General features: G+C 50.8%; 19 protein-coding genes. 17 read left to right on the top strand and 2 right to left on the bottom strand.

The features are described 5' to 3' along the window. Nucleotides 1–65: 65 nt before the first annotated feature. Nucleotides 66–815 (bottom strand): TMEM164 family acyltransferase, encoded by a 750-nt coding sequence (locus WMO41_RS14700; protein WP_494338477.1) that lies wholly within the window; start codon nucleotides 813–815, stop codon nucleotides 66–68. Nucleotides 816–817: 2 nt separating this feature from the next. On the opposite strand from WMO41_RS14700, the gene yqeC reads away from it, so the two are divergent. The 17 genes from yqeC to WMO41_RS14610 all read left to right on the top strand — a co-directional run bounded on the left by yqeC (nucleotide 818) and on the right by WMO41_RS14610 (nucleotide 22,204). After that, nucleotides 818–1,696, top strand: a complete 879-nt coding sequence (gene yqeC / locus WMO41_RS14695) for a selenium cofactor biosynthesis protein YqeC (RefSeq protein ID WP_349230394.1) — start codon at nucleotides 818–820, stop codon at nucleotides 1,694–1,696. Nucleotides 1,697–1,802: 106 nt separating this feature from the next. Beyond that, complete coding sequence (gene yqeB / locus WMO41_RS15955; protein WP_353963987.1) at nucleotides 1,803–3,254, top strand: selenium-dependent molybdenum cofactor biosynthesis protein YqeB; 1,452 nt, start codon at nucleotides 1,803–1,805, stop codon at nucleotides 3,252–3,254. A 72-nt stretch (nucleotides 3,255–3,326) separates the two neighbouring features. Beyond that, on the top strand, nucleotides 3,327–3,956 hold the full coding sequence (locus WMO41_RS14680) for a hypothetical protein (protein ID WP_349230393.1): 630 nt from the start codon (nucleotides 3,327–3,329) through the stop codon (nucleotides 3,954–3,956). A 6-nt stretch (nucleotides 3,957–3,962) separates the two neighbouring features. Further along, on the top strand, nucleotides 3,963–4,451 hold the full coding sequence (locus WMO41_RS14675) for a dihydrofolate reductase (RefSeq protein WP_349230392.1): 489 nt from the start codon (nucleotides 3,963–3,965) through the stop codon (nucleotides 4,449–4,451). A 137-nt stretch (nucleotides 4,452–4,588) separates the two neighbouring features. Further along, the gene (locus tag WMO41_RS14670; RefSeq protein ID WP_349230391.1) at nucleotides 4,589–5,473 is read left to right on the top strand and encodes a sulfide/dihydroorotate dehydrogenase-like FAD/NAD-binding protein; all 885 of its coding nucleotides are present in this window, start codon (nucleotides 4,589–4,591) and stop codon (nucleotides 5,471–5,473) included. Between the two features lie 75 nt (nucleotides 5,474–5,548). Beyond that, nucleotides 5,549–6,937 carry an NADPH-dependent glutamate synthase gene (gene gltA / locus WMO41_RS14665; protein WP_349230390.1) on the top strand — a complete coding sequence of 463 codons (1,389 nt, stop codon included), beginning with the start codon at nucleotides 5,549–5,551 and terminating at the stop codon, nucleotides 6,935–6,937. Between the two features lie 378 nt (nucleotides 6,938–7,315). Continuing rightward, nucleotides 7,316–8,008 carry an iron-sulfur cluster assembly scaffold protein gene (locus tag WMO41_RS14660; protein ID WP_118530060.1) on the top strand — a complete coding sequence of 231 codons (693 nt, stop codon included), beginning with the start codon at nucleotides 7,316–7,318 and terminating at the stop codon, nucleotides 8,006–8,008. Between the two features lie 18 nt (nucleotides 8,009–8,026). Continuing rightward, nucleotides 8,027–9,037 carry a GGGtGRT protein gene (locus tag WMO41_RS14655; protein ID WP_118543440.1) on the top strand — a complete coding sequence of 337 codons (1,011 nt, stop codon included), beginning with the start codon at nucleotides 8,027–8,029 and terminating at the stop codon, nucleotides 9,035–9,037. Between the two features lie 140 nt (nucleotides 9,038–9,177). After that, nucleotides 9,178–9,792, top strand: a complete 615-nt coding sequence (locus tag WMO41_RS14650) for a metal-dependent hydrolase (RefSeq protein WP_349230389.1) — start codon at nucleotides 9,178–9,180, stop codon at nucleotides 9,790–9,792. Nucleotides 9,793–9,968: 176 nt separating this feature from the next. After that, nucleotides 9,969–11,549: a glucose-6-phosphate isomerase gene (locus tag WMO41_RS14645; RefSeq protein WP_349230388.1), complete on the top strand. Its 1,581-nt coding sequence runs from the start codon at nucleotides 9,969–9,971 to the stop codon at nucleotides 11,547–11,549. Nucleotides 11,550–11,711: 162 nt separating this feature from the next. Further along, complete coding sequence (locus WMO41_RS14640; RefSeq protein WP_349230387.1) at nucleotides 11,712–13,088, top strand: Wadjet anti-phage system protein JetA family protein; 1,377 nt, start codon at nucleotides 11,712–11,714, stop codon at nucleotides 13,086–13,088. A 3-nt stretch (nucleotides 13,089–13,091) separates the two neighbouring features. Further along, nucleotides 13,092–13,709: a DUF4194 domain-containing protein gene (locus WMO41_RS14635; RefSeq protein ID WP_177292736.1), complete on the top strand. Its 618-nt coding sequence runs from the start codon at nucleotides 13,092–13,094 to the stop codon at nucleotides 13,707–13,709. Next, on the top strand, nucleotides 13,690–17,073 hold the full coding sequence (locus WMO41_RS14630; protein ID WP_349230386.1) for an ATP-binding protein: 3,384 nt from the start codon (nucleotides 13,690–13,692) through the stop codon (nucleotides 17,071–17,073). Before WMO41_RS14635 ends, WMO41_RS14630 begins: the two co-directional genes overlap by 20 nt. Further along, nucleotides 17,063–18,244, top strand: a complete 1,182-nt coding sequence (locus WMO41_RS14625) for a Wadjet anti-phage system protein JetD domain-containing protein (protein ID WP_349230385.1) — start codon at nucleotides 17,063–17,065, stop codon at nucleotides 18,242–18,244. Before WMO41_RS14630 ends, WMO41_RS14625 begins: the two co-directional genes overlap by 11 nt. A 548-nt stretch (nucleotides 18,245–18,792) precedes the next feature. Further along, complete coding sequence (locus WMO41_RS14620; RefSeq protein WP_494338478.1) at nucleotides 18,793–19,596, top strand: MBL fold metallo-hydrolase; 804 nt, start codon at nucleotides 18,793–18,795, stop codon at nucleotides 19,594–19,596. A 16-nt stretch (nucleotides 19,597–19,612) separates the two neighbouring features. Next, nucleotides 19,613–20,782, top strand: coding sequence for a CdaR family transcriptional regulator (locus tag WMO41_RS14615; protein WP_349230383.1), 1,170 nt, complete (start codon nucleotides 19,613–19,615; stop codon nucleotides 20,780–20,782). 78 nt (nucleotides 20,783–20,860) lie between these two features. Beyond that, nucleotides 20,861–22,204 (top strand): GntP family permease, encoded by a 1,344-nt coding sequence (locus tag WMO41_RS14610; RefSeq protein WP_349230382.1) that lies wholly within the window; start codon nucleotides 20,861–20,863, stop codon nucleotides 22,202–22,204. 76 nt (nucleotides 22,205–22,280) lie between these two features. Here the strand turns inward: WMO41_RS14610 and WMO41_RS14605 are convergent, their stop codons facing one another. Continuing rightward, nucleotides 22,281–23,117, bottom strand: coding sequence for an AIM24 family protein (locus WMO41_RS14605; RefSeq protein WP_349230381.1), 837 nt, complete (start codon nucleotides 23,115–23,117; stop codon nucleotides 22,281–22,283). Nucleotides 23,118–23,293: the final 176 nt, after the last annotated feature.

Raw genomic sequence — 23,293 nt, 5'->3', positions numbered from 1 at the left:
GCTGTCGCAACATTGGCCCCTCCACATCTGGGGCCAATGTTGCGACAGCCTCTTTGCGTTATGGCTTATCGGTTGTCTGGGACATAATGCTTTTCCAGCACAGAAAACAGCAAATGCAGCAGGGCAGCGCCCAGGCAGATGGTAAACAGATACAAAAGATTGGCCGGAAGAATGCCAATGGCCAGCGCAATCTCATGAAAGACCGGCTGGGTGCTTGGGTAATAGGGAGATATGTAGAACATATCGGCCTGCCCGTGCCCAGGAGCCAGAATGTTGATGAAAAGGGCAATGGCACAGCTGGTGAAAAATACCGGAAGTGTCCCAAGATACCCCTTCCGGCTTAAATCGGAACGCCCACCGGCAAAGACAAAGAGTCCAATGAGCACCAGAAGCAGATGCCAGACATAGCCATGCAGGGTCAGGCTCCAGTGGATGCCGCGAAAGCCCTCGGATACGATGAGGGCGGCCACCCCGCCAAGCAGGTTGAAATCCTGCAAAAAGGTATAGAGGGCGGTCTTGCATGTACCGCGCTTTAAAAACGGGAGAAGCAGGCACAGGTACATGGGAAGGCTACAGAGCTGGAAAGGAAAATACCACCAGTCATAGTGGCTCTGGTCAATGAAAAAATACAGGAAACATTGTTTATAGCTTTCTGTCAGGAGCAGGAACAGACCGCAGAAGAAGAGAATCCGGTCATATGTCCTATCCGGCAGCGCGCGAAAATGGTATAATACGTTCATAATCATGATCATACAAATGCAATACAGTTTACCGGTTTCGGGAAACAGTATAGCACTGTGAGGGGGAAAGAACAAGGATGGAGCAGAAACAAATTGCCGGTCCGGTAAGAGCGGAACGCTGGAATTCAAACCGTCAGTGCTTTGAACATACAGAAACACTTCTGGAGGCGCTTGGGATTGCGGACTGGAAGATGCTGCCCCGGGTCATTTCCATTGTGGGAGCAGGAGGAAAAACCAGCACCATGTATGACCTGGCAGAGGAGCTTGCGAAAAAAGGCGCGCGGGTGCTCATGACGACCAGCACGCATATCGCGAAGCCGGATCAGTATAAGGTGGCGGTAGTGCCAAAGCTTTTAGATCTGGATGCCTGGATGCAGGGCAGGGACAGCGCTGCGGTGAGGCGAAACATGGCAGATGCCGGGATTCGTGCAGGGGAAGGCCAAAATACGGACGGTTCGATTCTGGCAGCCGGAAAGCAGGCAGAGGGGCCGAACAGTGCCTGGAAGCTTGCCATGCCGGAGGATCTGGGGGAGGAAGCCGTGATGAAGAAGCTGCTCACACAGTTTGATGTGATCCTCATTGAGGCGGACGGTTCCAAACGCCTTCCGCTAAAGGTTCCATCAGAGACAGAACCGGTCCTGATTCCGCAGACCGGCCTGGTCATTGCCTGCGCAGGGCTTACAGCGGGAGGAAAGCAGTTTGGAGATACCTGTTTCCGGTTTGCATCCCACGGGGGCTGGCTGCACCGAAATGCGGAAGATGTGATTGCTGCCGAAGATATGGCGCTGATCCTGATGGATGAGCGGGGAAGCCACAAAGGCGTGGACGGCCGGTACTACCGGGTGCTGTTAAATCAGGCCGACACGGAAACAGAACAGAAGCTGGCGGAAGAGATTGCCGGTATGTTGCCACTGAATTTGCAGGCGGGATGTGTGAGGACGGCCAGAATGCGCTGATGGGGTCTGAAACAGGGGATTGCCCTGGACGCATCAAAGAACAGAAGCCGGAATATCGGGAAGGCAGAAACGAAAAATACAGACAGGAAAAAGGAGAAGGATTATCATGGATCATATAGAGACAAAGACAACAAACGCTGAAAGAAAACAGACACAGACGGGAGCAGCAGACGGCATGGGCCGGGTTCTGATCAAAGGATCCGGGGATCTGGCCAGCGGTATCGCGTTGCGGCTGCACCGGGGCGGATTCCGGATTCTGATGACAGACATCGCGGTGCCCACCACCGTGCGCCGCACGGTAGCATTTTCTCCTGCAGTTTATCAGGGCCGCATGCAGGTGGAAGATGTGACTGGTGTGCTGTGTGATTCCGTGAAAATGGCGGAAACAGAGATTCAGAAAGGCAATATTGCCATCATGGTGGATGAAAAAGCAGAATGTATCCATGAATTTCAGCCGGATGTGGTGGTGGACGCCATTCTGGCCAAACGAAATCTTGGCACAAAGATGACGGACGCGCCGTTTGTGGTTGGCGTTGGTCCGGGTTTTACCGCCGGAGAAGACTGCCACTGCGTGGTAGAGACCAAGCGCGGTCATTACCTTGGACGCTGCATCTGGAAGGGAAGCGCCATTCCGAATACCGGAATTCCGGGCCTGATCGGTGGCTATGGACTGGAGCGTCTGATCAAGGCTCCGGCGGACGGCACGTTCAAGGGGGATGTAACAATTGGAAGCGTTGTGAAAAAAGGAGATGTGGTAGGCCGTGTGAACGGAGTTCCGGTATTAGCTCAGATTGACGGCGTGGTGCGCGGCCTTCTGCAGGACGGTGTGGAGGTAACCACCGGCATGAAATCCGGTGACGTAGACCCGCGTTGTGAGGTGGCACACTGCTTTACTGTGTCTGATAAGGCATCTTCCATCGGAGGCGGCGTGCTGGAGGCTATTTTAAGCCACCGTTTTCTGCCGCATGACCATATGCCGGTGGCCATGGTGCTTCTGGCAGCCGGGGACAGCCGACGTTTTGGCACCAACAAGCTGCTCACCGAGGTGGACGGGCGTCTGATGTACCGCCATGTGGCAGATGAGGTAAATGCCATGCCGGAGGACTGTTTCGCGGAAAAAATTGTGGTGAGCCAGTATGATGAAATTCTGAAAGATCTGGCAAACGAAGGCTTTGAACCTGTAAAGAACAACGACAGTGCCCTGGGCATTTCCCATTCCGTGCATCTTGCCCTGGAGCAGATTCCGGAGCATTACGCAGTCTGCTTTTCCGTCAGCGACCAGCCGTGGCTGACCCGCGAGACCATTCAGGGCCTTTTGACTGCATTCCGGAAAAACAGCAAGGGCATGGCCTGCGTGACCTGTGAAGGCGTGGACGGAAATCCGGTTGTTTTCGCGCCGGAGTACCGAAAGGAGCTGCTTGCTTTAAGCGGAGATGTGGGCGGAAAGAAGGTTCTTCTGGCGCATCCGGAGAATGTGGCACGCTTTTTGATAAAAAATCCTCAGGAACTGGCTGATGTTGACGAGAAATCCCAGCTTTGTTATAATCAGAACGATTGACCTGCGCCAGAACTGTGAAATGGCGGGTCACAGCCAGCGTTTTGACAGGTACCAACAAGGAAGGAATAGAACATGATTAAATTAGAACGCACCAGCGTCATGAATCTGGAAAATGCCATGCGCGGGGCCAGAAACCCCATGAACAGCTGGGACCGGATGGACAGCTTTTACGATGAGGATGGAAACTATGTATTGGGTCCGAATGACCTGGGACTGGCCAGGCGCCTGCGCCGGGCCGGAAGTGACCACCGCAAATACATCCGCCAGGTCTTTGTGTCGGTAGATATCACGGCACCGATGTACTGGTGGAAGGAATATGACACGTACAAAGTGGCAACGGTAGCAAACTCCACCAGCACCATGCACAAGATCCACAGCAAGCCATTCGAGTTAGATGATTTCAGCCACGATCATCTGACACCGGAGAGCGAAGCCTATATGCAGACCATTGTAGAGCAACTGGAGAAAATCCGCTTAAAATATGTGGAGACGAAGAATAAGGCGTACTGGTATGACATGATCCAGCTTCTGCCGTCCAGCTACAACCAGATGCGCACCTGCACCTTAAATTATGAGACACTGATCAATATTTATTTTGCGAGAAAGAACCACAAGCTGGATGAATGGCACACCTTCTGTGACTGGATCAAAACCCTGCCTTACGCAAAGGAACTGATCCTGGCAGAGGAAGAGGAGGCGTAGGATAACGTGAAACTGATTGCGGCAGTAGATAAAAACTGGGCCATTGGAAACAAGGGGCAGCTTCTGGTGTCCATTCCCCAGGATCAGAAAATGTTCCGGAACGAGACTATGGGAAAGGTCATCGTTATGGGGCGAAAAACACTGGAAAGCATGCCGGGCGCGCAGCCTCTTTACGGCCGGACCAACATCATCCTCACTTCTGACCTGGATTACAAGGTCAAAGGAGCCACCGTGTGCGGCAGCATGGAAGAGGTGATGGAGCTGCTGAACGCTTATCACACGGACGATGTTTACATCATCGGCGGTGAGAGTGTCTACCGGCAGTTTCTGCCCTACTGCGATGAGGCACAGATTACCTGGATTGATTTTGCCTACGCAGCGGATACCCATTTTCCGAATCTGGACCAGGATGAGGCCTGGGAAATGGTTCAGGAGAGCGACGAACAGACATATTTTGATCTTTGTTACGAATATCGGCTGTACAAAAAGAAATAAAGCGGTATAATATATGTTATGTTATTAACAATAATGTATTGCCATTTAAACAAAGAGGTGCTAAAATACTTTCAGCATATCTAAAAAGTTTTTTGATGGCATGCAGAATTTGCAGATTGCAAAACAGGAGGAAGGAAATGTATAAGATTTTAAAAGCGGAAAAGCTTGCGGAGAAGATTTTCCTGATGGATGTAGAAGCTCCGAGAGTGGCAAGATCCTGCCAGCCGGGTGAATTTGTCATTGTAAAGATGGATGAGAAGGGCGAGCGTATCCCGCTTACCATCTGTGATTTCGACCGCGAGAAGGGCACCGTAACCATCGTGTTCCAGATCGTAGGCGCATCTACCTTAAAGATGTCTGAGTTACAGGCAGGCGACGCATTCCAGGACTTCGTAGGACCGCTTGGTCAGCCGTCCGAGTTTGTCAAGGAAGATTTCGAGGAAGTAAAGGGCCGCAAGTACTTATTCGTAGCAGGCGGCGTTGGTACCGCACCGGTTTATCCGCAGGTAAAGTGGATGAAGCAGCACGGCATTGATGCAGATGTTATCGTAGGTGCCAAGAACAAAGACCTTCTGATTCTGGAAGATATGATGAAGGAGCAGGCTGGAAATCTTTACATTACCACCGACGACGGTTCCTATGTGCGCAAGGGCATGGTAACCGATGTGATCAAGGATCTGGTAGAGAACCAGGGCAAACAGTACGATGTATGCGTAGCCATCGGACCGATGATCATGATGAAATTTGTATGCAAACTGACCAAAGAGCTGAATATTCCGACCATCGTCAGCATGAACCCGATCATGGTAGACGGAACCGGTATGTGCGGAGCATGCCGCTTAACCGTTGGCGATGAAGTGAAGTTCGCATGTGTAGACGGACCGGAGTTTGACGGCCATCTTGTGAACTTTGATGAGGCTATGAAGCGTCAGCAGATGTACAAGACCGAAGAGGGCAGAGCCATGTTAAAGGCTGTCGAGGGAGACACCCATCACGGCGGCTGCGGCCAGTGCAACGGTTGATCCGGGCAGCAGGTTCACTCATTTGGATTCATTAGGCAAGACAGCGGGAAGCTGTCTGTGATCGGAGGATAAGAAATGGACGTATTAAAGAAGACTCCTGTCAGAGAGCAGGACGCAAAGGTGCGCGCTACCAATTTTGAGGAAGTGTGCTATGGATATAACAAAGAAGAGGCTATGGAAGAGGCTTCCAGATGCTTAAAATGTAAGAACAACGCAAAGTGCATGAGCGGCTGCCCGGTTTCCATCAACATCCCGGGCTTCATCAAAGAAGTCGAGGCTGGAAACTTCGAGGCTGCAGCAAATGTCATCGCTGAGTCTTCCGCACTTCCGGCAGTCTGCGGCCGTGTATGCCCGCAGGAGAGCCAGTGCGAGGGCAAGTGCATCCGCGGAATCAAAGGTGAGCCGATCTCTATCGGTAAGCTGGAGCGTTTCGTGGCTGACTGGTCCAGAGAGAACGGCTTCGTTCCGAAGGCAGCAGAAGAGAAAAACGGCAAGAAGGTTGCTGTGGTTGGTTCCGGCCCTGCCGGCCTGACCTGTGCAGGTGATCTGGCAAAGCTGGGTTACCATGTAACCATCTTCGAGGCACTTCATGAGCCGGGCGGAGTTTTAACCTACGGTATCCCGGAGTTCCGTCTCCCGAAAGAGACCGTTGTCCGCTCTGAGATTGAGAACGTAAAGAAATTAGGCGTTAAGATTGAGACTGACGTCATCATCGGCAAGTCCGTTACCATCGACGAGCTGATGGACGAAGAGGGCTTTGAAGCAGTATTTATCGGTTCCGGCGCAGGCCTTCCGAAGTTCATGGGTATCCCGGGCGAGAACGCAAACGGCGTATTCTCCGCAAACGAGTACTTAACCAGAAACAACCTGATGAAAGCATTCCGCGAGGACTATGACACCCCAATCGTAGCAGGCAAGAAGGTTGCTGTAGTCGGCGGTGGAAACGTAGCCATGGATGCTGCAAGAACCGCACTGCGTCTCGGCGCTGAGGTACATATCGTGTACCGCCGCAGCGAGGCAGAGCTTCCGGCCCGTGTGGAGGAAGTTCACCACGCAAAAGAAGAGGGCGTCATCTTTGACCTTCTGACCAACCCGGTAGAGATCCTGACCGATGAGAACGACTGGGTGAAAGGCATCAAGGTTGTGAAGATGGAGCTTGGCGAGCCGGATGCATCCGGAAGACGCCGTCCGGTCGAGATCCCGGGTTCTGAGTATGTGATGGACGTAGATACCGTCATCATGTCCCTGGGTACCTCCCCGAACCCGCTCATTTCCTCTACCACCGAGGGCCTTGAGATCAACAAGCGGAAATGTATCGTTGCAGAGCCTGCAAACGGGCAGACCTCCCGTGAAGGCGTGTTCGCAGGCGGTGATGCCGTAACCGGCGCAGCTACCGTAATCCTGGCTATGGAAGCAGGAAAGCACGGCGCAAAGGGTATCCACGAGTACTTAAGCAACAAATAATCGTAACTGCTCAGTACCTTCACAGTTACGGGCAAAAATCCATTGAAAATTGCCTTCGGCAATGGGATTTTTGCCTGCAAGCCCATGTTTTCATACGGTCAGCGCAGTGAATGCGCAGACCTACTGAACAGTTACAAATAATCAAATGTAAAATAATGGAAAAAAAGAGCAGGTGCCACATACATTTGTGGTATCTGCTCTTAAATTTCTACAAAAAAACTATGGACTATTTGTCACTTTTGTGAGAAAATGTAATCAAGTATGGTGTGATGTTTTTGACAATCTTTGCGTATGCCGGGTACAGGGCATATTCAGATTGGAGGAAATATCGTGCAGCACGTACTTTCAGGACATTACATAGTTGAAAGGAGTTTTAACATGATTTATTCACATGAAGTAGAAGAGATGTGCACAGTTGCACAGGGCGTTCATCATGGCGCTGCTCCGATTCCGGAAGAAGCAAAATGGGTACAGTCCAAACAGGTTTCCGACATTTCCGGTTTGACCCATGGTGTGGGCTGGTGTGCTCCGCAGCAGGGTGCCTGCAAGCTGACCCTGAACGTAAAAGAGGGTATCATCCAGGAGGCTCTGGTTGAGACCATCGGCTGCTCCGGCATGACTCACTCCGCAGCAATGGCAGCAGAGATTCTTCCGGGCTTAACCGTTCTGGAGGCTCTGAATACCGACCTGGTATGTGACGCAATCAACACCGCAATGAGAGAACTGTTCTTACAGATCGCATACGGCAGAACCCAGAGTGCATTCTCTGAGGACGGACTGCCGATCGGCGCTGGCCTGGAGGATCTTGGTAAAGGTCTTCGTTCCCAGGTTGGCACCATGTACGGAACCTTAAAGAAAGGTCCTCGTTACCTGGAGATGGCTGAGGGCTATGTAACCGGTATCGCTCTGGACGCAGACGATCAGATCATTGGTTATCAGTTCGTAAGCCTTGGCAAGATGACTGACTTCATCAAGAAGGGTGATGACCCGAACACCGCCTGGGAGAAGGCAAAAGGTCAGTACGGCCGTGTTGCTGATGCAGTTAAGATCATCGACCCGAGACAGGCGTAAAGAAGGAGGACTATAATCATGGCATTATTTGAATCATATGAGAGACGTATCAAACAGATCAATGAAGCATTAAACAGCTATGGCATTGCTTCCATTGAAGAGGCAGAGAAGATTACCAAAGACGCAGGTCTTGACGTATACAAAATGATCGAGGGCATTCAGCCGATCTGCTTCGAGAACGCAAAATGGGCATACACCGTAGGCGCTGCAATCGCAATCAAAAAAGGCTGCAGAAAAGCATCCGAGGCAGCAGCAGCAATCGGTGAGGGTCTGCAGGCATTCTGTATCCCGGGTTCCGTTGCAGATACCCGTAAGGTAGGTCTTGGCCATGGTAACCTGGGCAAGATGCTTCTGGAAGAGGAGACCGAGTGCTTCGCATTCCTGGCTGGCCATGAGTCCTTCGCAGCAGCAGAGGGCGCAATCGGTATCGCTGAGAAAGCAAACAAGGTTCGTCAGAAACCGCTGCGCGTTATCTTAAACGGTCTTGGAAAAGACGCTGCTCAGATCATCGCACGTATCAACGGCTTCACCTATATCGAGACTGAGTACAACCCATACACCAACGAGGTTAAGGAAGTATTCCGCAAGTCCTATTCTGAGGGCCTTCGCGCAAAAGTTAACTGCTACGGCGCAAACAGCGTTCCGGAAGGTGTTGCAATCATGTGGAAAGAGAACGTAGACGTTTCCATAACCGGTAACTCTACCAACCCGACCCGTTTCCAGCATCCGGTAGCAGGTACCTACAAAAAGGAGAGACTGGAAGCAGGCAAGAAGTACTTCTCCGTAGCTTCCGGTGGTGGTACCGGACGTACCCTGCATCCGGATAACATGGCAGCAGGCCCGGCTTCCTATGGTATGACCGATACCCTTGGCCGTATGCATTCCGATGCACAGTTCGCAGGTTCTTCTTCCGTTCCGGCTCACGTAGAGATGATGGGTCTGATCGGCGCCGGCAATAACCCAATGGTCGGCATGACCGTTGCTGTTGCTGTAGCTGTTGAGGAAGCAGCTACTGCTGGTAAATTCTAATAGAAAACCGCATAAATGAACGATTTTTGGGACTTTCGGGGTTTCCTCCGAAGGTCCCTTTTCCTTTTTACAGGAAGAATTTTCCAGGCAGATAAGACAGCCGGGTAAGACAGATCAAGATACAAAGAAAGAGAGAAATTATGCTTGGAAAAACACATATGGCGGTTGGCGTAGCAGCTTCTTTGCTGCTGCTTCAGCCCCGGACATTACCGGAACTGATCCTGGGTGCCGGGACGGCGGCCGTGGGTTCCGTGATCAGCGATATTGACTGCGGAAGCTCAGAGAGCAGCCGGAGAGCGGATCAGATTACATTTGTACTGGAAACCATTGTCATTGTCATTGTGGTGGTGGAGGCGCACTGGCATCTGGGACTTTATCAGAGGCTGATGAGCAACAGTTCCGTCAGCCGCGTTGTCCTGGCCTGCGCCGCCTTTCTGGCGGTCTGCGCTTATGGAAAGAAGACACCGCACCGTTCTTTTTTACATTCCTTTCTGGCAGGAGGATTGCTGATGAGCTGCGTGGGCGTATTCCTGCCGATGCTGGTGCCATATTTTGGGATTGCCTTTGCCTCCCATCTGGCACTGGATTTTCTGAATCATAAGGGAGAACAGCTTTTTTATCCATACCGGAAACGGTTCAGCATAGGAATCTGTTCGGCATCGGGACTGGTGAACCGGCTTTTTCTGTTTTGCGGATCGGTTCTTTGCGCAGGAGTGACCTTAAAGCTGCTGACAGGCATGATTCTGCACCGGTAAAAATACATGCAATCCGCAACGTATTTTCTGTGCAAAAACCGCCAGTGAGACGTGGTATTGTGTCTTCTCCTCGTGAAATCCCTTGAAATTCCACGAATCTGATAGTATAATTAACATGATTGACAGAAAATTATCGACAGAAAACTAAGATCATGTATTAAAGGAGGAATCAAGTTATGATTACCTGGAACAACCTGGACACGCTTACTTCCTATCAGGAACTGGAAAAGGCAGCCCGCGTAAACCTTGCGGAGGCTATGACCGGAGATAAAGGCGCAGAGCGCGTGAAAAAATACAGTGTGCCGATGGCAGAAGGACTTGTTTACTACTACGCAGCAAAGCAGGTAGATGACACCGTGCTGGACGCATTGAAGAAACTGGCTGACGAAGCACAGCTGGCAGAGAAATTCAAAGCTCTGTACAACGGCGAAGTGATTAACACCGGTGAGAAACGTCTGGTTCTGCATCATATGACCCGTGGTCAGCTGGGTGACGCAGTCACCGCGGACGGCGTGGACAAGCGTACCTTCTACAAACAGCAGCAGGAGCGCATCGCAGAATTTGCCAACAAGGTGCACAATGGAGAAATCACCAACGCGGCAGGAGAGAAGTTTACCACGGTTGTTCAGATCGGTATCGGCGGCAGTGACCTTGGCCCGAGAGCCATGTATCTGGCTCTGGAAAACTGGGCAAAGAAGAATGGCACCTTTAAGATGGAGGCAAAGTTTATCAGCAACGTAGACCCGGATGATGCTGCAGCGGTATTATATGGCATTGATGTGGCACATTCCATCTTCGTACTGGTTTCCAAGTCCGGAACCACTCTGGAGACCCTGACCAATGAGTCCTTCGTAAAAGATGCGTTAAAGAACGCAGGCCTGGATGCCTCCAAACACATGATCGCCGTAACCAGTGAGACTTCTCCGTTAGCTAAGAGCAGCGATTATCTGGCAGCCTTCTTCATGGACGATTATATCGGCGGCCGTTATTCCTCCACTTCCGCAGTTGGCGGCGCAGTCCTCTCTCTGGCATTTGGCCCGGAGGTATTCGCACAGTTCCTGAAGGGCGCAGCAGAGGCAGACAAGCTGGCAGCAGAGGCAGATGCAACGAAGAACGCTGCTATGTTAGATGCCCTGATCGGCGTTTACGAGCGCAATGTGCTGGGCTATCCGTGCACCGCAGTGCTTCCGTACTCCCAGGCATTAAGCCGTTTCCCGGCACATTTACAGCAGCTTGACATGGAGTCCAACGGCAAGTCTGTAAACCGCTTTGGCGAGCCGGTAAACTATGTAACCGGACCGGTGATCTTCGGTGAGCCGGGTACCAATGGACAGCACTCCTTCTATCAGCTTTTACACCAGGGAACCGACATTGTTCCGCTGCAGTTTGTAGGATTTAAGAAAAACCAGATGGATACTGATGTGGTAATCCAGGGTAGCACCAGCCAGCAGAAGCTCTGCGCAAACGTGGCTGCCCAGATCATGGCCTTCGCATGCGGCAAGGCAGACGAGAACCGCAACAAGAATTTCGAGGGCGGACGTCCATCCAGCATCATCATCGGTGAGCAGGTGAACCCGGGCGCACTGGGCGCACTGCTTGCACACTTCGAGAATAAAGTCATGTTCCAGGGCTTCTTATGGAACGTGAACAGCTTCGACCAGGAAGGCGTACAGCTGGGCAAGGTCCTTGCAAAACGCGTTCTGGCCCATGAGACGGACGGCGCGCTGAAGGCATTCAGTGATCTGCTGGAAATCTGATCAGCAACGGATGCGGCTTGCCGGGTTTTTCCGTCAGGTGTACATCCACAACATGGAATGGAATAAAGATGCTGCTGCAGCAGGCAAAACCTGGGCAGCAGCATTTTTCGGATATCATAGTAAATTACGCTTTCTGATACAAATAACAAAGGAAACTTACTTATGGCAAATCTGTTTTTGGAAATACCAGATTCGTTCTGGGGGCTGTTCCGCTCCAGAAACCGGCAGGTCTATATTGACGCGCTGCTGCAGATCAACGAGGAATACCAGTACAGCAACTATTATTTAAGCCGGGAAATCTGCATTCAGACTCTGAGCGATTATTTCGCCAAGACCCGCGTCGTGATGGTGCAGGATGAGCTGGAAGATGAACTGGATATGCTGGAGCCGCTTTCCACGCGAATCTTAAACTGGCTGTTAAAGGCGGGCTGGCTGCGCAAGGTGGACGATTACCACAATATGACCGTCAACATTGTCATTCCGGATTACGCGGCGGTGTTTGTGGATGCGTTTACGCATCTGGCCGGGGAGGACGAGGATGCTACCCAGGTCTATATCCAGAACGTGTACGCAATCTTGTTCGCCTTCAAGAATGACCCGCGCTGCAACATTTCCCTGTTAAAGACAGCGCTCATCAACACCCGCAAGCTGAATAAGACGCTGCAGGATATGCTCCACAACATGGACCGCTTTTTCGCCAGTCTTCTGGAACAGAAAAATTATGGAGACCTGCTGCGGGAGCATCTGGACGGCTATGTGGAAGAAATCGTGCAGAAAAAGTACCACATCTTAAAGACATCCGACAACTTTTATCTGTATAAAACGGACATCAAGCAGTGGCTGTCCCAGATGCGACAGGATACAGCATGGCTGGAGCGGGTCTGCGTGCGCAACAAGCAGCTTCGCGGCCTGGATATCACGCCGGAGGATATCATCAGCCAGCTGGATCTGATTGACCGGGGCTTTGATGACATCGAGCACCGCATCATGAACATGGATGCGGAGCATACCAAATACATCCGAGCTACGGTGACAAGGTTAAACTATCTGCTGAATCAGGATGACAACATGAAGGGAATGGTAATCCAGGTGCTGAATGAACTTTCTGGTTCTTCGGATGAGGAACTGGAGCAAAAGCTGGCACTCACCGCATCGAAGATGAACTTTTCCCAGTTTACCGTCATTTCCGACCGTTCCCTCTACAAACGGCGCAAATCCCGTCAGGATTTCGCGGCGGAGCTGGCGCCGGAGGAGGAGATGGAAGAACTCACCCGGGATGAAATTTTACAGCTTAACCGCATGAAGAACCGCTACAGCCGCAGGCAGATCCGTTCCTTTGTGCTGGACCGGATGGTGGATGGCCGGTATACGGTGACCAGCGATACCGTGTCTTCCCTGGAAGACTTTGAAAAGCTGGTGCTGGCGTACGATGACTCGGTGCGCAAGGACAGTCCCTACCGGGTGCTGGATCAGGAGGCGCCGATGGTGGAGCATGCGGGCTACCGGTATCCGGGGCTGGTGTTTGTAAGAAAGGAGTAACCGATGATCGATTATTATGAAGCACTTTCCGGGGCAGAACAGGAACAGGTTTCCGAGAGTATCCGCCTGTTGTACCGGCAGACATTTCTCCTGGAACGCACCTACGACCGGAAATCAAAGCGCTACCAGACGAACCCGGAGTTTTACCAGTGCAACCAGCATCTGGAATTTATCCGAAGCTATTTTGCCATCATGGGAATTGAGGTTGTGGAGAACAGCCAGCTTGGGCTCATATATATCCGCGGGGAGCAGGTGGTGGGAGAAAAGTTATCAAAGCTTGCAACGCTCTACGTGCTGATCCTGAAGCTGATCTACGACGAGCAGATGTCCTCGGTATCCACTTCCGTGAATGTGGTGACGACCTTAAGCGAGATCAACGAAAAAATCGGCAGCTACCGCCTGTTAAAAAGGCAGCCGTCTGTGTCGGATATTCGCCGGAGCCTGGCATTCCTGAAAAAGTATCAGGTCATCGAACCGTTAGATGTACTGGAAGATCTGGACGGTTTCAGCCGCCTTGTCATCTATCCCACGGTCAATGTGATCCTGATGGGAGACGATGTACGCGCGCTGCTTGAGACATTCCGCGAAGGAGAAGAGGAAGATGGAGAATCAGAGATTTGAAGCCCTGTCCAGGATCTGCCTGAACAACTGGCATTACATAAAACACAGAACCCTGTCCTTTGACGATGGGATCAACTTTTTTACCGGTCACTCCGGAAGCGGAAAATCCACCGTGATCGATGCGATGCAGCTTGTGCTGTATGCCAACACGGATGGCCGGGGCTTTTTCAACAAGGCTGCCGCCGATGATTCCGATCGGAGCCTGATCGAGTATCTGCGCGGCATGATCAATATCGGAGAAGACAACAGCTTCTCTTATCTGCGCAACCAGAACTTTTCAAGCACCATTGTGCTGGAGCTGCGCCAGACCGATACCGGTGCCTGCCAGTGCGTGGGCGTGGTATTTGATGTAGAAACCGCTACCAACGAGATTGGGCGCATGTTTTTCTGGCATAAGGGACCGATTCCGGATCATGAGTACCGCAAAGCAGACCGCACCATGTCCATTGACGAGGTAAAAAACTGGCTGCTGGCGAATTATTCCAAAGAAGAATGTTATTTTGGCTCCCACAATGAGCGATTCCGCAAGCAGCTTTACGATATCTATCTGGGCGGTCTGGACGCGGAGAAGTTCCCGCTGCTGTTCAAGCGCGCGATCCCGTTCCGCATGAATATCAAGCTGGAGGACTTTGTCAAAGAGTACATCTGCATGGAGCAGGATATTCACATCGAGGACATGCAGCAGAGCGTGACGGAATACGGACGCCTGCGCCACCGGATTGAGGATACCTGCAGGGAGATTGAGAGCCTGAAAGCCATCTGCGCGCAGCATGCGGTCATGGCTGCGGCCCGGGAAGAGAAAGAACAGTGCGGATATTTTGCAGGGAAGTTTGACATGTTGCAGGACCGCCGGAGAATCCAGGAAAGCCAGGATAAGATTCAGGCGCTGGCGGCGGACCAGGAGAAGGCGGCGCAGGATGCGGCTGCCATGGAGACCGAGATTCAGGATCTGACGGCGAAAAGCGAGGAGCTTCTGCGCAAGATTTCCAGCAGCGGCTACGAAGAACTGAAAAGTCAGTTAAAGGCTGTCAATGAGCTGGTGGAGCATCTGGGCAGCAGCCAGGCCCGCTGGAAACAGACGGCAGAAAAGCTGGCGGCCTGGAATGAGGAGGAAATCACATCCAACCGCACCCTCTGGGACATCGAGGCTTTTGAGAAAGGCGACATCAGTGAGGAAGCCTTAAAACGCCTGCAGGAAGACCTGCTTCAGATGCGGAAAGAAGTGGAGCGCCAGATGCAGGATGCCCGCAGCCAGATCCGGGAGAAAAACAAAGAGCTGACCAAAGCTCAGGAGGAGATTACCCAGTTAAAAGCCGGAAACAAAGCTTACCCGAAGGAGCTGGAAGCGGTGCGGGAAATTCTGCAGACCCAGCTCTTTTTAAAGACCGGAAAGAGTGTGGAGGTAGAGGTGCTTGCAGACCTTCTGGAAGTGCGGGACGATGCCTGGCGCAATGCCATTGAGGGTTATCTCGGCAACAACAAGCTGCTTTTGACGGTGGAGCCAAAGTACGCGAAGGCTGCGATGGAAATCTACAAGGAGCTGGATCCGAAAAAATATTACCGGGTGGCTGTGCTGGATACCGAGAAGGTTCTGGCAGACGAACAGCCGGTGTTAGAGGGTGCGCTGGCCGAAGAGGTGGAGGCCGGACGCGATTACGCCCAGGCCTATATTAATTTCCAGCTTGGCAAAGTCATCAAGTGTGACAGTGTGGACGAGCTGCGCAGCCACCGCATCGGCATTACCAGGGACTGCGTGCTGTATCACAGTTACCGGATCCAGCACATCAACCCGGATCTCTACACTCGGTCCGCTTATATTGGAAAGAAGAGCATGCGCCAGAGAGTGAAACTTCTGGAGGAATCCATCCGGAATCTGCAGGAGGAGCTGGAGCCGCTGCAGACCATGTTAAGCGACGGGGAGCGCGTGCTGGGCCTGGAATTTTTGAGCCAGGATCTGGAAGTGTATCTGGGCTGGAAAAAGGATAAGGCAGATTATGCGAAAAAGCAGCAGGAGCAGAAAAACTTAAGGGAGCGTCTGGAACAGTTAAAGAGCCAGAACGTGGCTGCATGGGAAGAAGAGCGGGCATCCCTTGTGGAGCTGTGCAGGCGCCGGGAAAAGGTGCTGGATCAGCTGAAACTGAATGAGGACCGCGCGAAACGGGATGGAGAGAAAGAAAAACAGGAACTGCTCCAGTTAGAGGGCTTCCTGGCAGACAAGGAACGGAACTATCAGGCCCGGCCGGAGTTTGACGGGGAGTTTCAGAAGCTTCTGGAACAGAAGCAGGAGAGCGGTGCCGCCATCCGCTACGACCTGCTGCGCGGGGAATACCTGCGCGGACAGGCAAAAGCGCAGGAGAAGCAGGATGCGGAAATGCAGAAACTGAGGGAGGTCCGCAATGGATATCTGCGTACATATCCGCACCGTAATTTTTCTGCCGAATCCGAGAACAACGAAGAGTATCAGAAATTACTGGATGATCTTTCTTGTGACCGCCTGGAGGAATACCGGAAACGTGCCGCGGAACAGGCGAAGGCAGCGGTGGAGCATTTTAAGGACGACTTCATGTACAAGATCCGCAGTGCCATCAAGGAAGCACTGCAGCGAAAGGACGAGCTGAACCGCATCATCAGCCACCTGGATTTCGGTAAGGACCGCTATCAGTTCTATATTGGAAAAAACAAAGGCAGCGATGGACGGTTTTATGACATGTTCATGGATGACGCGCTGCAGATCAAGCCGTCCGATCTGGATATTGGGCTGGACAATCAGCTGAATCTCTTCACCATGGAGCATGAGAGCCAGTATGGCCCGCTGATCAATGAGCTGATTGACATCTTCATTCCGCCGGATCACGCAACCCCGGAGGAAATGGAGACGGCTAAGCGCAATATGGAAAAATACGCCGATTACCGGACGTATCTTTCCTTCGATATGCAGCAGTTGATTCAGAATGAGGACGAAACCATTAAAATCCGTTTAAGCAAGATGATCCGCAAAAACTCCGGCGGCGAGGGGCAGAACCCCCTTTATGTGGCGCTGCTGGCAAGCTTCGCCCAGGCCTACAAGATCGACTTAAAGCCGGGTCTGCGGCGAAATCCGACCATCCGCCTGGTGGTGCTGGATGAGGCATTCTCCAAGATGGATGCGGAAAAGGTGGCCAGCTGCATCAAGCTGATCCGCGGACTTGGATTCCAGGCCCTCATCAGTGCCACCAATGACAAGATCCAGAACTATCTGGAGACCGTGGACAAGATTTTTGTCTTTGCGAATCCGAACAAGAAAAATATTTCCATTCAGGAATTTGAGAAACCGGAGTTTGAGCAGTTAAAGGAAGATCTTGCAGAGGAAGAGGATGAAGAATAAGCGGGAGAATGATTATCTGATACACCGGATTCTGGAGAAGATCGAAGGCAGCAGTGTGGACTGGCGCAAGGAGGCTTCGGGGAACCGGAGCCTGAAAATCCAGCAGGAGGATTTTAACCGGGCAGGGAAAACGGAACTTCTGGAGGAAGCCAGGAAACTGGAACAGCGTGGACTGATCCAGATTAAGTGGCTCGAATACGGAAATGATATCGAAAAGATTACCTATCGTCTGGAACAGGCCGGGCAGTTCTATGAGCTGCTGGGCCTGATTCCAAAATGGGAGCGTCTTGCGTCGGAGAAAGAGAAGATTCAGACATGGAGCGGGAAAGCACAGACTGGATGGCTGAAGGCCTATTACCGGAATCTGGAGGATGCTCTGGAAAAGGGAAAACAGCCTGCGGATCTGGAAAAGTACGGGGAACCGCTTTTTATCTGTCTGGATGCACTGGAAAAGCTGAAGGAGCCGGTCTATCAGCGGGTGTTCAGCGTTGCGGTCCTGGGTGGTACCAAAGTATTTGAAAACGTGCTGAGAACAAGAGTGGTATCCATTCTGTCCGAATATCATCCGGATGTCGATGAAGCTATGAACGACAAGGAGGTGTTATCTCAGGTTTACCTGGAGGAATACGCCCAGGAGCTTGCCGTGAAGGGAAATTTAATGATCAGCCTGAAGGAAAACGAAATCTCCCTGGCTGATTTTTGCTATGGAACGGTCCTCAACACGGAAACGCTCCGGCACGCAGTGATCCCGGCTAACCAGAAAATCCAAAAGATTGTGACGGTGGAAAACAAGGCAAACTACGTTTCCATGCCTTATGAGGAAGGAACCCTGATCGTGTTTTCCCATGGATTCTTCTCACCACTGGAGTGCGAGTTCTTAAGAAGACTTCTGGCAGTCCTTCCCGAGGTGAAGTTTTATCATACCGGGGATCTGGATTACGGCGGCATCCGTATTTTCCGCCATATCCGCGAACATATCTGTCCGGAGGTCCGTCCCTTACAGATGGATGCGGACTGGTATGACCGTTACCTTCCATACGGTTATGAAATGAAGCCGGAGACCCTGAAAAAGCTGGAAGCCATGCAGGGGACAGAACCCCTTATGGAGGATCTGATTGGACGCATACTCAAAGGAAAAATGGGAATTGAGCAGGAATGTTTTCTGATATGACGTTTTTCCTATACAAGATGAAGCGTATCCTGTATTTTACAAACAGCATAGTGACGCCTATAATAAGCATCAGAAAGAGAAAATAAAACAAGTAACCGGGACGCAAATCTGAGTGTGAAGTAACCGTCGGAAATGACAAAATGGATATTGACGAGCCGTCCGTAGAGGTTCTTACTGTAAGCAGATAATAAAAAAATCCTCGTAACTGTGAGGGTACTGAACAGTTACAAATCCTCCATAAAAAGGGAGGAGCCGGTGAGCGTTCAGCCCACCGGCGATTATGAAAAAAATTTATCAAATTGTACTTGGCAGCTTCATTTGATGATGTAAGTATATCGAGAAAATGTGAAAGAAGTTTTTCCTGGATATGGAATGTTTGTAACTAATTTATGAACAGTTCATGAACAGGAAAGGCTTCTTTTTTTGTCAAAAAATAATTCTGAAAATTGTGACGCGTCACAATGATGAATTGTAAGAGATGTGTTATAATAATTTGTACAATGAAATGAGATAAATAAGGGGGTGAGTTAGTGAAAATAACAACAGTCATGGACAACAAACGTGGAGAACAGAAATCGCTGATTGCAGAACATGGTCTGTCATTTCTGGTGGAAACGGAAAAATCACAGATTTTATTTGATTTTGGCGCCGGAAAAGCTGCGTATGACAATGCTAGAAAGCTCAATATTGGGATGGAGAACATAAATTATGCCATAGGAAGCCATGGACATTATGACCACGCAGGCGGCTATCCGGAATTCGTGAAAGAAGGGCTTCGTTGCCCACTGTATACGGGAACAGGCTATTTTGAAGAAAAATATGCCCGGGACGGCATGAAAGCTACTTACCTGGGATGTGGTTTTGATGAAGCCTGGATGCAGAAACGGGGACTGGAACACCGGATCTGTGACGGCTATCTGGAACTGGAGCCTGGATGCTATCTGGTTGGAAATTTTGAGCGTACCCATGAGTTTGAGCAGATTCCGGGCCGTTTCGTGCTGCGCCGTGGCGGCCAGTGGGAAAAGGATTCTTTTTCCGATGAAATCTGCATGGTGTTAGACGGGGCGGAGGGACAGACAGTCATTGTTGGTTGCAGCCATCCGGGAATCCTGAACATTCTGACCACCGTGCAGAAGCGTTTTGGTAAACCCATTCGGGCAGTCTTTGGCGGCACCCATCTGATGGAAGCAGATGCAGAACGGATCCGCATTACGCTGGATAAGATGAAACAGATGGGCGTTGGCCTTATCGGGTTTAACCACTGTTCCGGAGAACAGCTTCAGGAAATCATGAATCAGGAAACGCAGCTGGAGCACTGCTATCTGGGCGCGGGCGATTGTATTTATTTATAGGAAGGACGAGGAAGCAATGAGCGAATTTGCAAAGCTGGCACAGGATTTCGTGGAAGCTACATCTCTGCTGGTGGGTCAGCGGACCATTAACATCATGGATCAGAAGGGCATCATCATTGCTTCTACCGAAAAGCACCGGATCGGTGATTTTCATCAGGGAGCCGCGGAGGTTTTGGAAACCGGAAAGCCGGTGCTGATCAAAAAAGAGGATCTGCCCCATTATCCGGGAACCAAGGAAGGCTACAATATGCCGATCTTTCTGAATGATGAGATCATTGGGGTGGTGGGAATCTTCGGATGCGAGGAAGAGGTGCAGAGCATTGCCAATCTGCTTCGCGTCTATGTAACCCAGAGCTTTTCCCAGCTTCAGATGACGCAGAAGCAGAATCTGGAGGCGGAACTGCGAAACCAGCTTTTGCGGCTGCTTTTGTTTGGCGGGGAAAGCCAGAAGGAGATGATCACAAAGCTGTGCGGCATGCTGAATCTGCAGATGGAATTTCCAATCCGGATTATTCTGCTGTATGAGCGGGCCCGGGAGCGCAATATGAAACATCTGCTGGATTACTCCCAGCTCATCCAGAATCTGATCTGGAAAAACGTGCTGGACCGGAGGCGGGATGTATTTGGAATCCAGAATGCGGATTATGTGATTTTGCTTGGCGGCGGAGAACAGCAGGAAATGCAGAAGCGTCTGGATAAACTGCTGCATGAAATTGAAACAGAAGGTGTCTGGAATGCCGCAGTTAGCAGTCCATGCAGAAACTTAGAAGAGATTTCAGCCGGTATGAGAGAAGTGTCTGTACTGAGAAACAGGAAAGGAGGAACGATTCAGAATCTGGAAGAACATGCGTGCAGAATGCAGTATCTGTTGGGGAGTCTGACGGTACAGGAAGGGGCACGAACGGTGGTAAGCATGCTTCGCAGGCTGGAAGACCAGCATGGGGGAAATCAGGCGGAGCAGCTTTTGCGCACAGCCCGGGTGTATTACGAATGCGGAGGAAGCGTTGCGAAAGCGGCAGAACAGCTGAATCTGCATAAGAACACATTGCTGTACCGCATGAAACAGCTGTACCAGACCCTGAAACTGGAGCAGGATACCGCATTTGTGCGGGAGTTTTTTATCCGAATGCTTCTGGAGTACCGTAATATGCCAGCGGGCGGCAAAAGCCCGGACGGCATGGAATAAGAACATGCAGTTCGTGCAGCGCAGGAACTGTGACGAATTTGGAGAATGGATCGCGCTTAGCGAAAAGGAGGTATTTTTATGTCAGGTTTATTTATTTTTGGCGTGATATTTTTAGCAGTTGTATGTATGGTCATAGCCATATCGAAGTTTAACATGCACCCGTTTCTGGTGCTGACCGTCATTGCAGTATTGGTAGGTCTTGTATGTGGAATCCCGACGGAAGAGGTTATCAGTACCGTCAAGAGTGGATTTGGTAATATTCTGGCCAGCATCGGTATCGTAATTCTGGCCGGAACCATCATCGGAACGATCCTGGAAAAAACCGGTGCAGCCCTCACCATGGCGAACACCATTTTAAAGATCGTTGGTAAGGAAAAGAGCGTTCTGACCATGGGCATCACTGGATATATCACCGGTATCCCGGTATTCTGTGATTCCGGTTTCGTTATCTTAAGCCCGATCTCCAGAGCACTGGCAAGCCAGAGTAATGTTTCCCTGGCTGTTATGGCAACCGCACTGTCTGGTGGTCTGTATGCAACCCACTGCCTGGTACCGCCGACCCCTGGCCCGATCGCCATGGCAGGTACCCTGGAAGCAGATCTGGGTCTGACCATTCTGGTAGGTCTTCTGATTTCCATTCCGGCTGTTGCATCTGCCCTGATTTATGCAAATAAGGTATCCAGCAAGATCGATATTCCGGCAAACCCGGAGTACACCGTAGAAGAACTGGTAGAGAAATACGGCAAGCTTCCTGGTGCATTCCATAGTTTCTCCCCGATCCTGCTCCCGATCATCCTGATTGCGTTAAAGTCTGTCAGTGATTTCCCAAGCGCACCGTTTGGTGATGGTGCCGTGAAGATGTTCTTCTCTTTCATCGGTAACCCGGTTATCGCCCTGATTCTTGGCGTATTCCTTGCCATGACCCTGATTCCGCAGGAAGAGAAGCAGAATTCCCTGAAATGGATTACCGAGGGTGTTACCAACTCCGCAGGTATCCTGGCTATTACCGGTGCAGGCGGTTCCTTTGGTGCCATCCTTCAGAAACTCCCGATCGCGGACGCTCTGAGCGCATCCTTACTGGGACTTGGCGTTGGCGTATTCCTGCCGTTCATCATTGCGGCACTGTTAAAGACTGCTATGGGTGCTTCTACCGTAGCAATGATCACCACCTCCGCTATGATCGCTCCGATGATGCCGGCCCTGGGATTCACTTCCCCGTTGGCAAAGGTTCTGGTTATCATGGCCATCGGCGCAGGTTCCATGACCGTATCCCACGCAAACGATTCTTACTTCTGGGTGGTATCCCAGTTCTCGGATATGGATACACAGGATGCTTATAAGTGCCAGACCGGTATGACGGCAGTCATGGGTATCACGACTATTATCGTGGTATTTATCCTGTCCCTGATTTTTGTACACTGATTGCCAACAGGTAAATAAAATCGTTTTAGACGATACGAATGCCCCGCAGACTTATGGGTTTGCGGGGCATTGTGAGTTATTTCCCAAATGTATTGCTATTTTTGGCAGCGGCTTTGGCTGCCAGTGTATTTGTAGAAGAAAACAGGGAATCAGTTGGTGCAACTGGACTCATCAGCACACGACCGGTACCGCGGTATACATTTACGAGGCCTTCGCCACTTACTGCAGATCCGACCAGAGTTTTGGTAGTGCGTTCCACGGTAAAATCAAGATTTGAGGACCAGCATACAGCCAGATTGCCATCGATTTTTAATTCATCATTTTCCAGTTCAATTTCAATCAGTTCATCTTCTGGAACATTACTCTCTAAAGCAACCGCACCGTTACCCTGCAGGCTCATATTAAATAAACCTTCACCGCCTAATACAGCGGAAGAGAGAGTCTTACGTGCCACAATGTTGCGCTTCACATTTGCGTCGCAGGCAAGAAACATTCCATCTTCAATGGTCATTCCAACATTTCCCCATTTGGAAACATCCTGAAGGATAATATATTTGTAGGTTGGTTCCAGAACAAGAAATCCTTCACCGACATATTCAGGCTTTACGGCAGTTTCTTTGGTAACGGCCCCTTTAATTGCCTTGCCAAAGAGATCGCCGAGTCCCTTTACTCCGGATGTTGCCTGTACATTTCCACCCATCCACTGCATGGCACCGGCCTGAATGACGGCAGAATGATCTCGGCTGATGTCAATGACTACCTGCCGCCTCCGGACATTCATCTTACTCATGAAGTATTCATCGATAGCATTCATAGGGGATACGCTGGCATCCTGAACATATTCTAATACATGGAAGTTATTGATAGTGCTGATAATTTTACGGTTATTGTTTTCAAGATTAACAATTCTCATGATGGATTCTCCTTTGTGTGATTATTGTAGAAAACCGTTGCATATGAATCATAGTATATATGGGAATTCTGTAAAAGTAAACATCATGATTAGGGACAAACGTAACTGTTCAGTAGGTCTGCGCATTCACTGCGCTGACCGTATGAAAACATGGGCTTGCAGGCAAAAATCCCATT

It is taken from the genome of Ventrimonas faecis, from assembly GCF_040096075.1.
GTDB classification, from domain to species: Bacteria; Bacillota; Clostridia; order Lachnospirales; family Lachnospiraceae; genus Brotaphodocola; species Brotaphodocola faecis.
Note: the sequence above shows the minus strand (reverse complement) of the source record. Positions and strands in the feature narration are given on the sequence as shown.

Bases quoted from the DNA above. Each gene is read 5' to 3' on its own strand.
- yqeC (WP_349230394.1), top strand. From the start codon at position 818: ATGGAGCAGAAACAAATTGCCGGTCCGGTAAGAGCGGAACGCTGGAAT.
- yqeB (WP_353963987.1), top strand. From the start codon at position 1,803: ATGGATCATATAGAGACAAAGACAACAAACGCTGAAAGAAAACAGACA.
- WMO41_RS14680 (WP_349230393.1), top strand. From the start codon at position 3,327: ATGATTAAATTAGAACGCACCAGCGTCATGAATCTGGAAAATGCCATG.
- WMO41_RS14670 (WP_349230391.1), top strand. From the start codon at position 4,589: ATGTATAAGATTTTAAAAGCGGAAAAGCTTGCGGAGAAGATTTTCCTG.
- gltA (WP_349230390.1), top strand. From the start codon at position 5,549: ATGGACGTATTAAAGAAGACTCCTGTCAGAGAGCAGGACGCAAAGGTG.
- WMO41_RS14660 (WP_118530060.1), top strand. From the start codon at position 7,316: ATGATTTATTCACATGAAGTAGAAGAGATGTGCACAGTTGCACAGGGC.
- WMO41_RS14655 (WP_118543440.1), top strand. From the start codon at position 8,027: ATGGCATTATTTGAATCATATGAGAGACGTATCAAACAGATCAATGAA.
- WMO41_RS14650 (WP_349230389.1), top strand. From the start codon at position 9,178: ATGCTTGGAAAAACACATATGGCGGTTGGCGTAGCAGCTTCTTTGCTG.
- WMO41_RS14645 (WP_349230388.1), top strand. From the start codon at position 9,969: ATGATTACCTGGAACAACCTGGACACGCTTACTTCCTATCAGGAACTG.
- WMO41_RS14640 (WP_349230387.1), top strand. From the start codon at position 11,712: ATGGCAAATCTGTTTTTGGAAATACCAGATTCGTTCTGGGGGCTGTTC.
- WMO41_RS14635 (WP_177292736.1), top strand. From the start codon at position 13,092: ATGATCGATTATTATGAAGCACTTTCCGGGGCAGAACAGGAACAGGTT.
- WMO41_RS14630 (WP_349230386.1), top strand. From the start codon at position 13,690: ATGGAGAATCAGAGATTTGAAGCCCTGTCCAGGATCTGCCTGAACAAC.
- WMO41_RS14625 (WP_349230385.1), top strand. From the start codon at position 17,063: ATGAAGAATAAGCGGGAGAATGATTATCTGATACACCGGATTCTGGAG.
- WMO41_RS14620 (WP_494338478.1), top strand. From the start codon at position 18,793: ATGGACAACAAACGTGGAGAACAGAAATCGCTGATTGCAGAACATGGT.
- WMO41_RS14615 (WP_349230383.1), top strand. From the start codon at position 19,613: ATGAGCGAATTTGCAAAGCTGGCACAGGATTTCGTGGAAGCTACATCT.
- WMO41_RS14610 (WP_349230382.1), top strand. From the start codon at position 20,861: ATGTCAGGTTTATTTATTTTTGGCGTGATATTTTTAGCAGTTGTATGT.
- WMO41_RS14605 (WP_349230381.1), bottom strand. From the start codon at position 23,117: ATGAGAATTGTTAATCTTGAAAACAATAACCGTAAAATTATCAGCACT.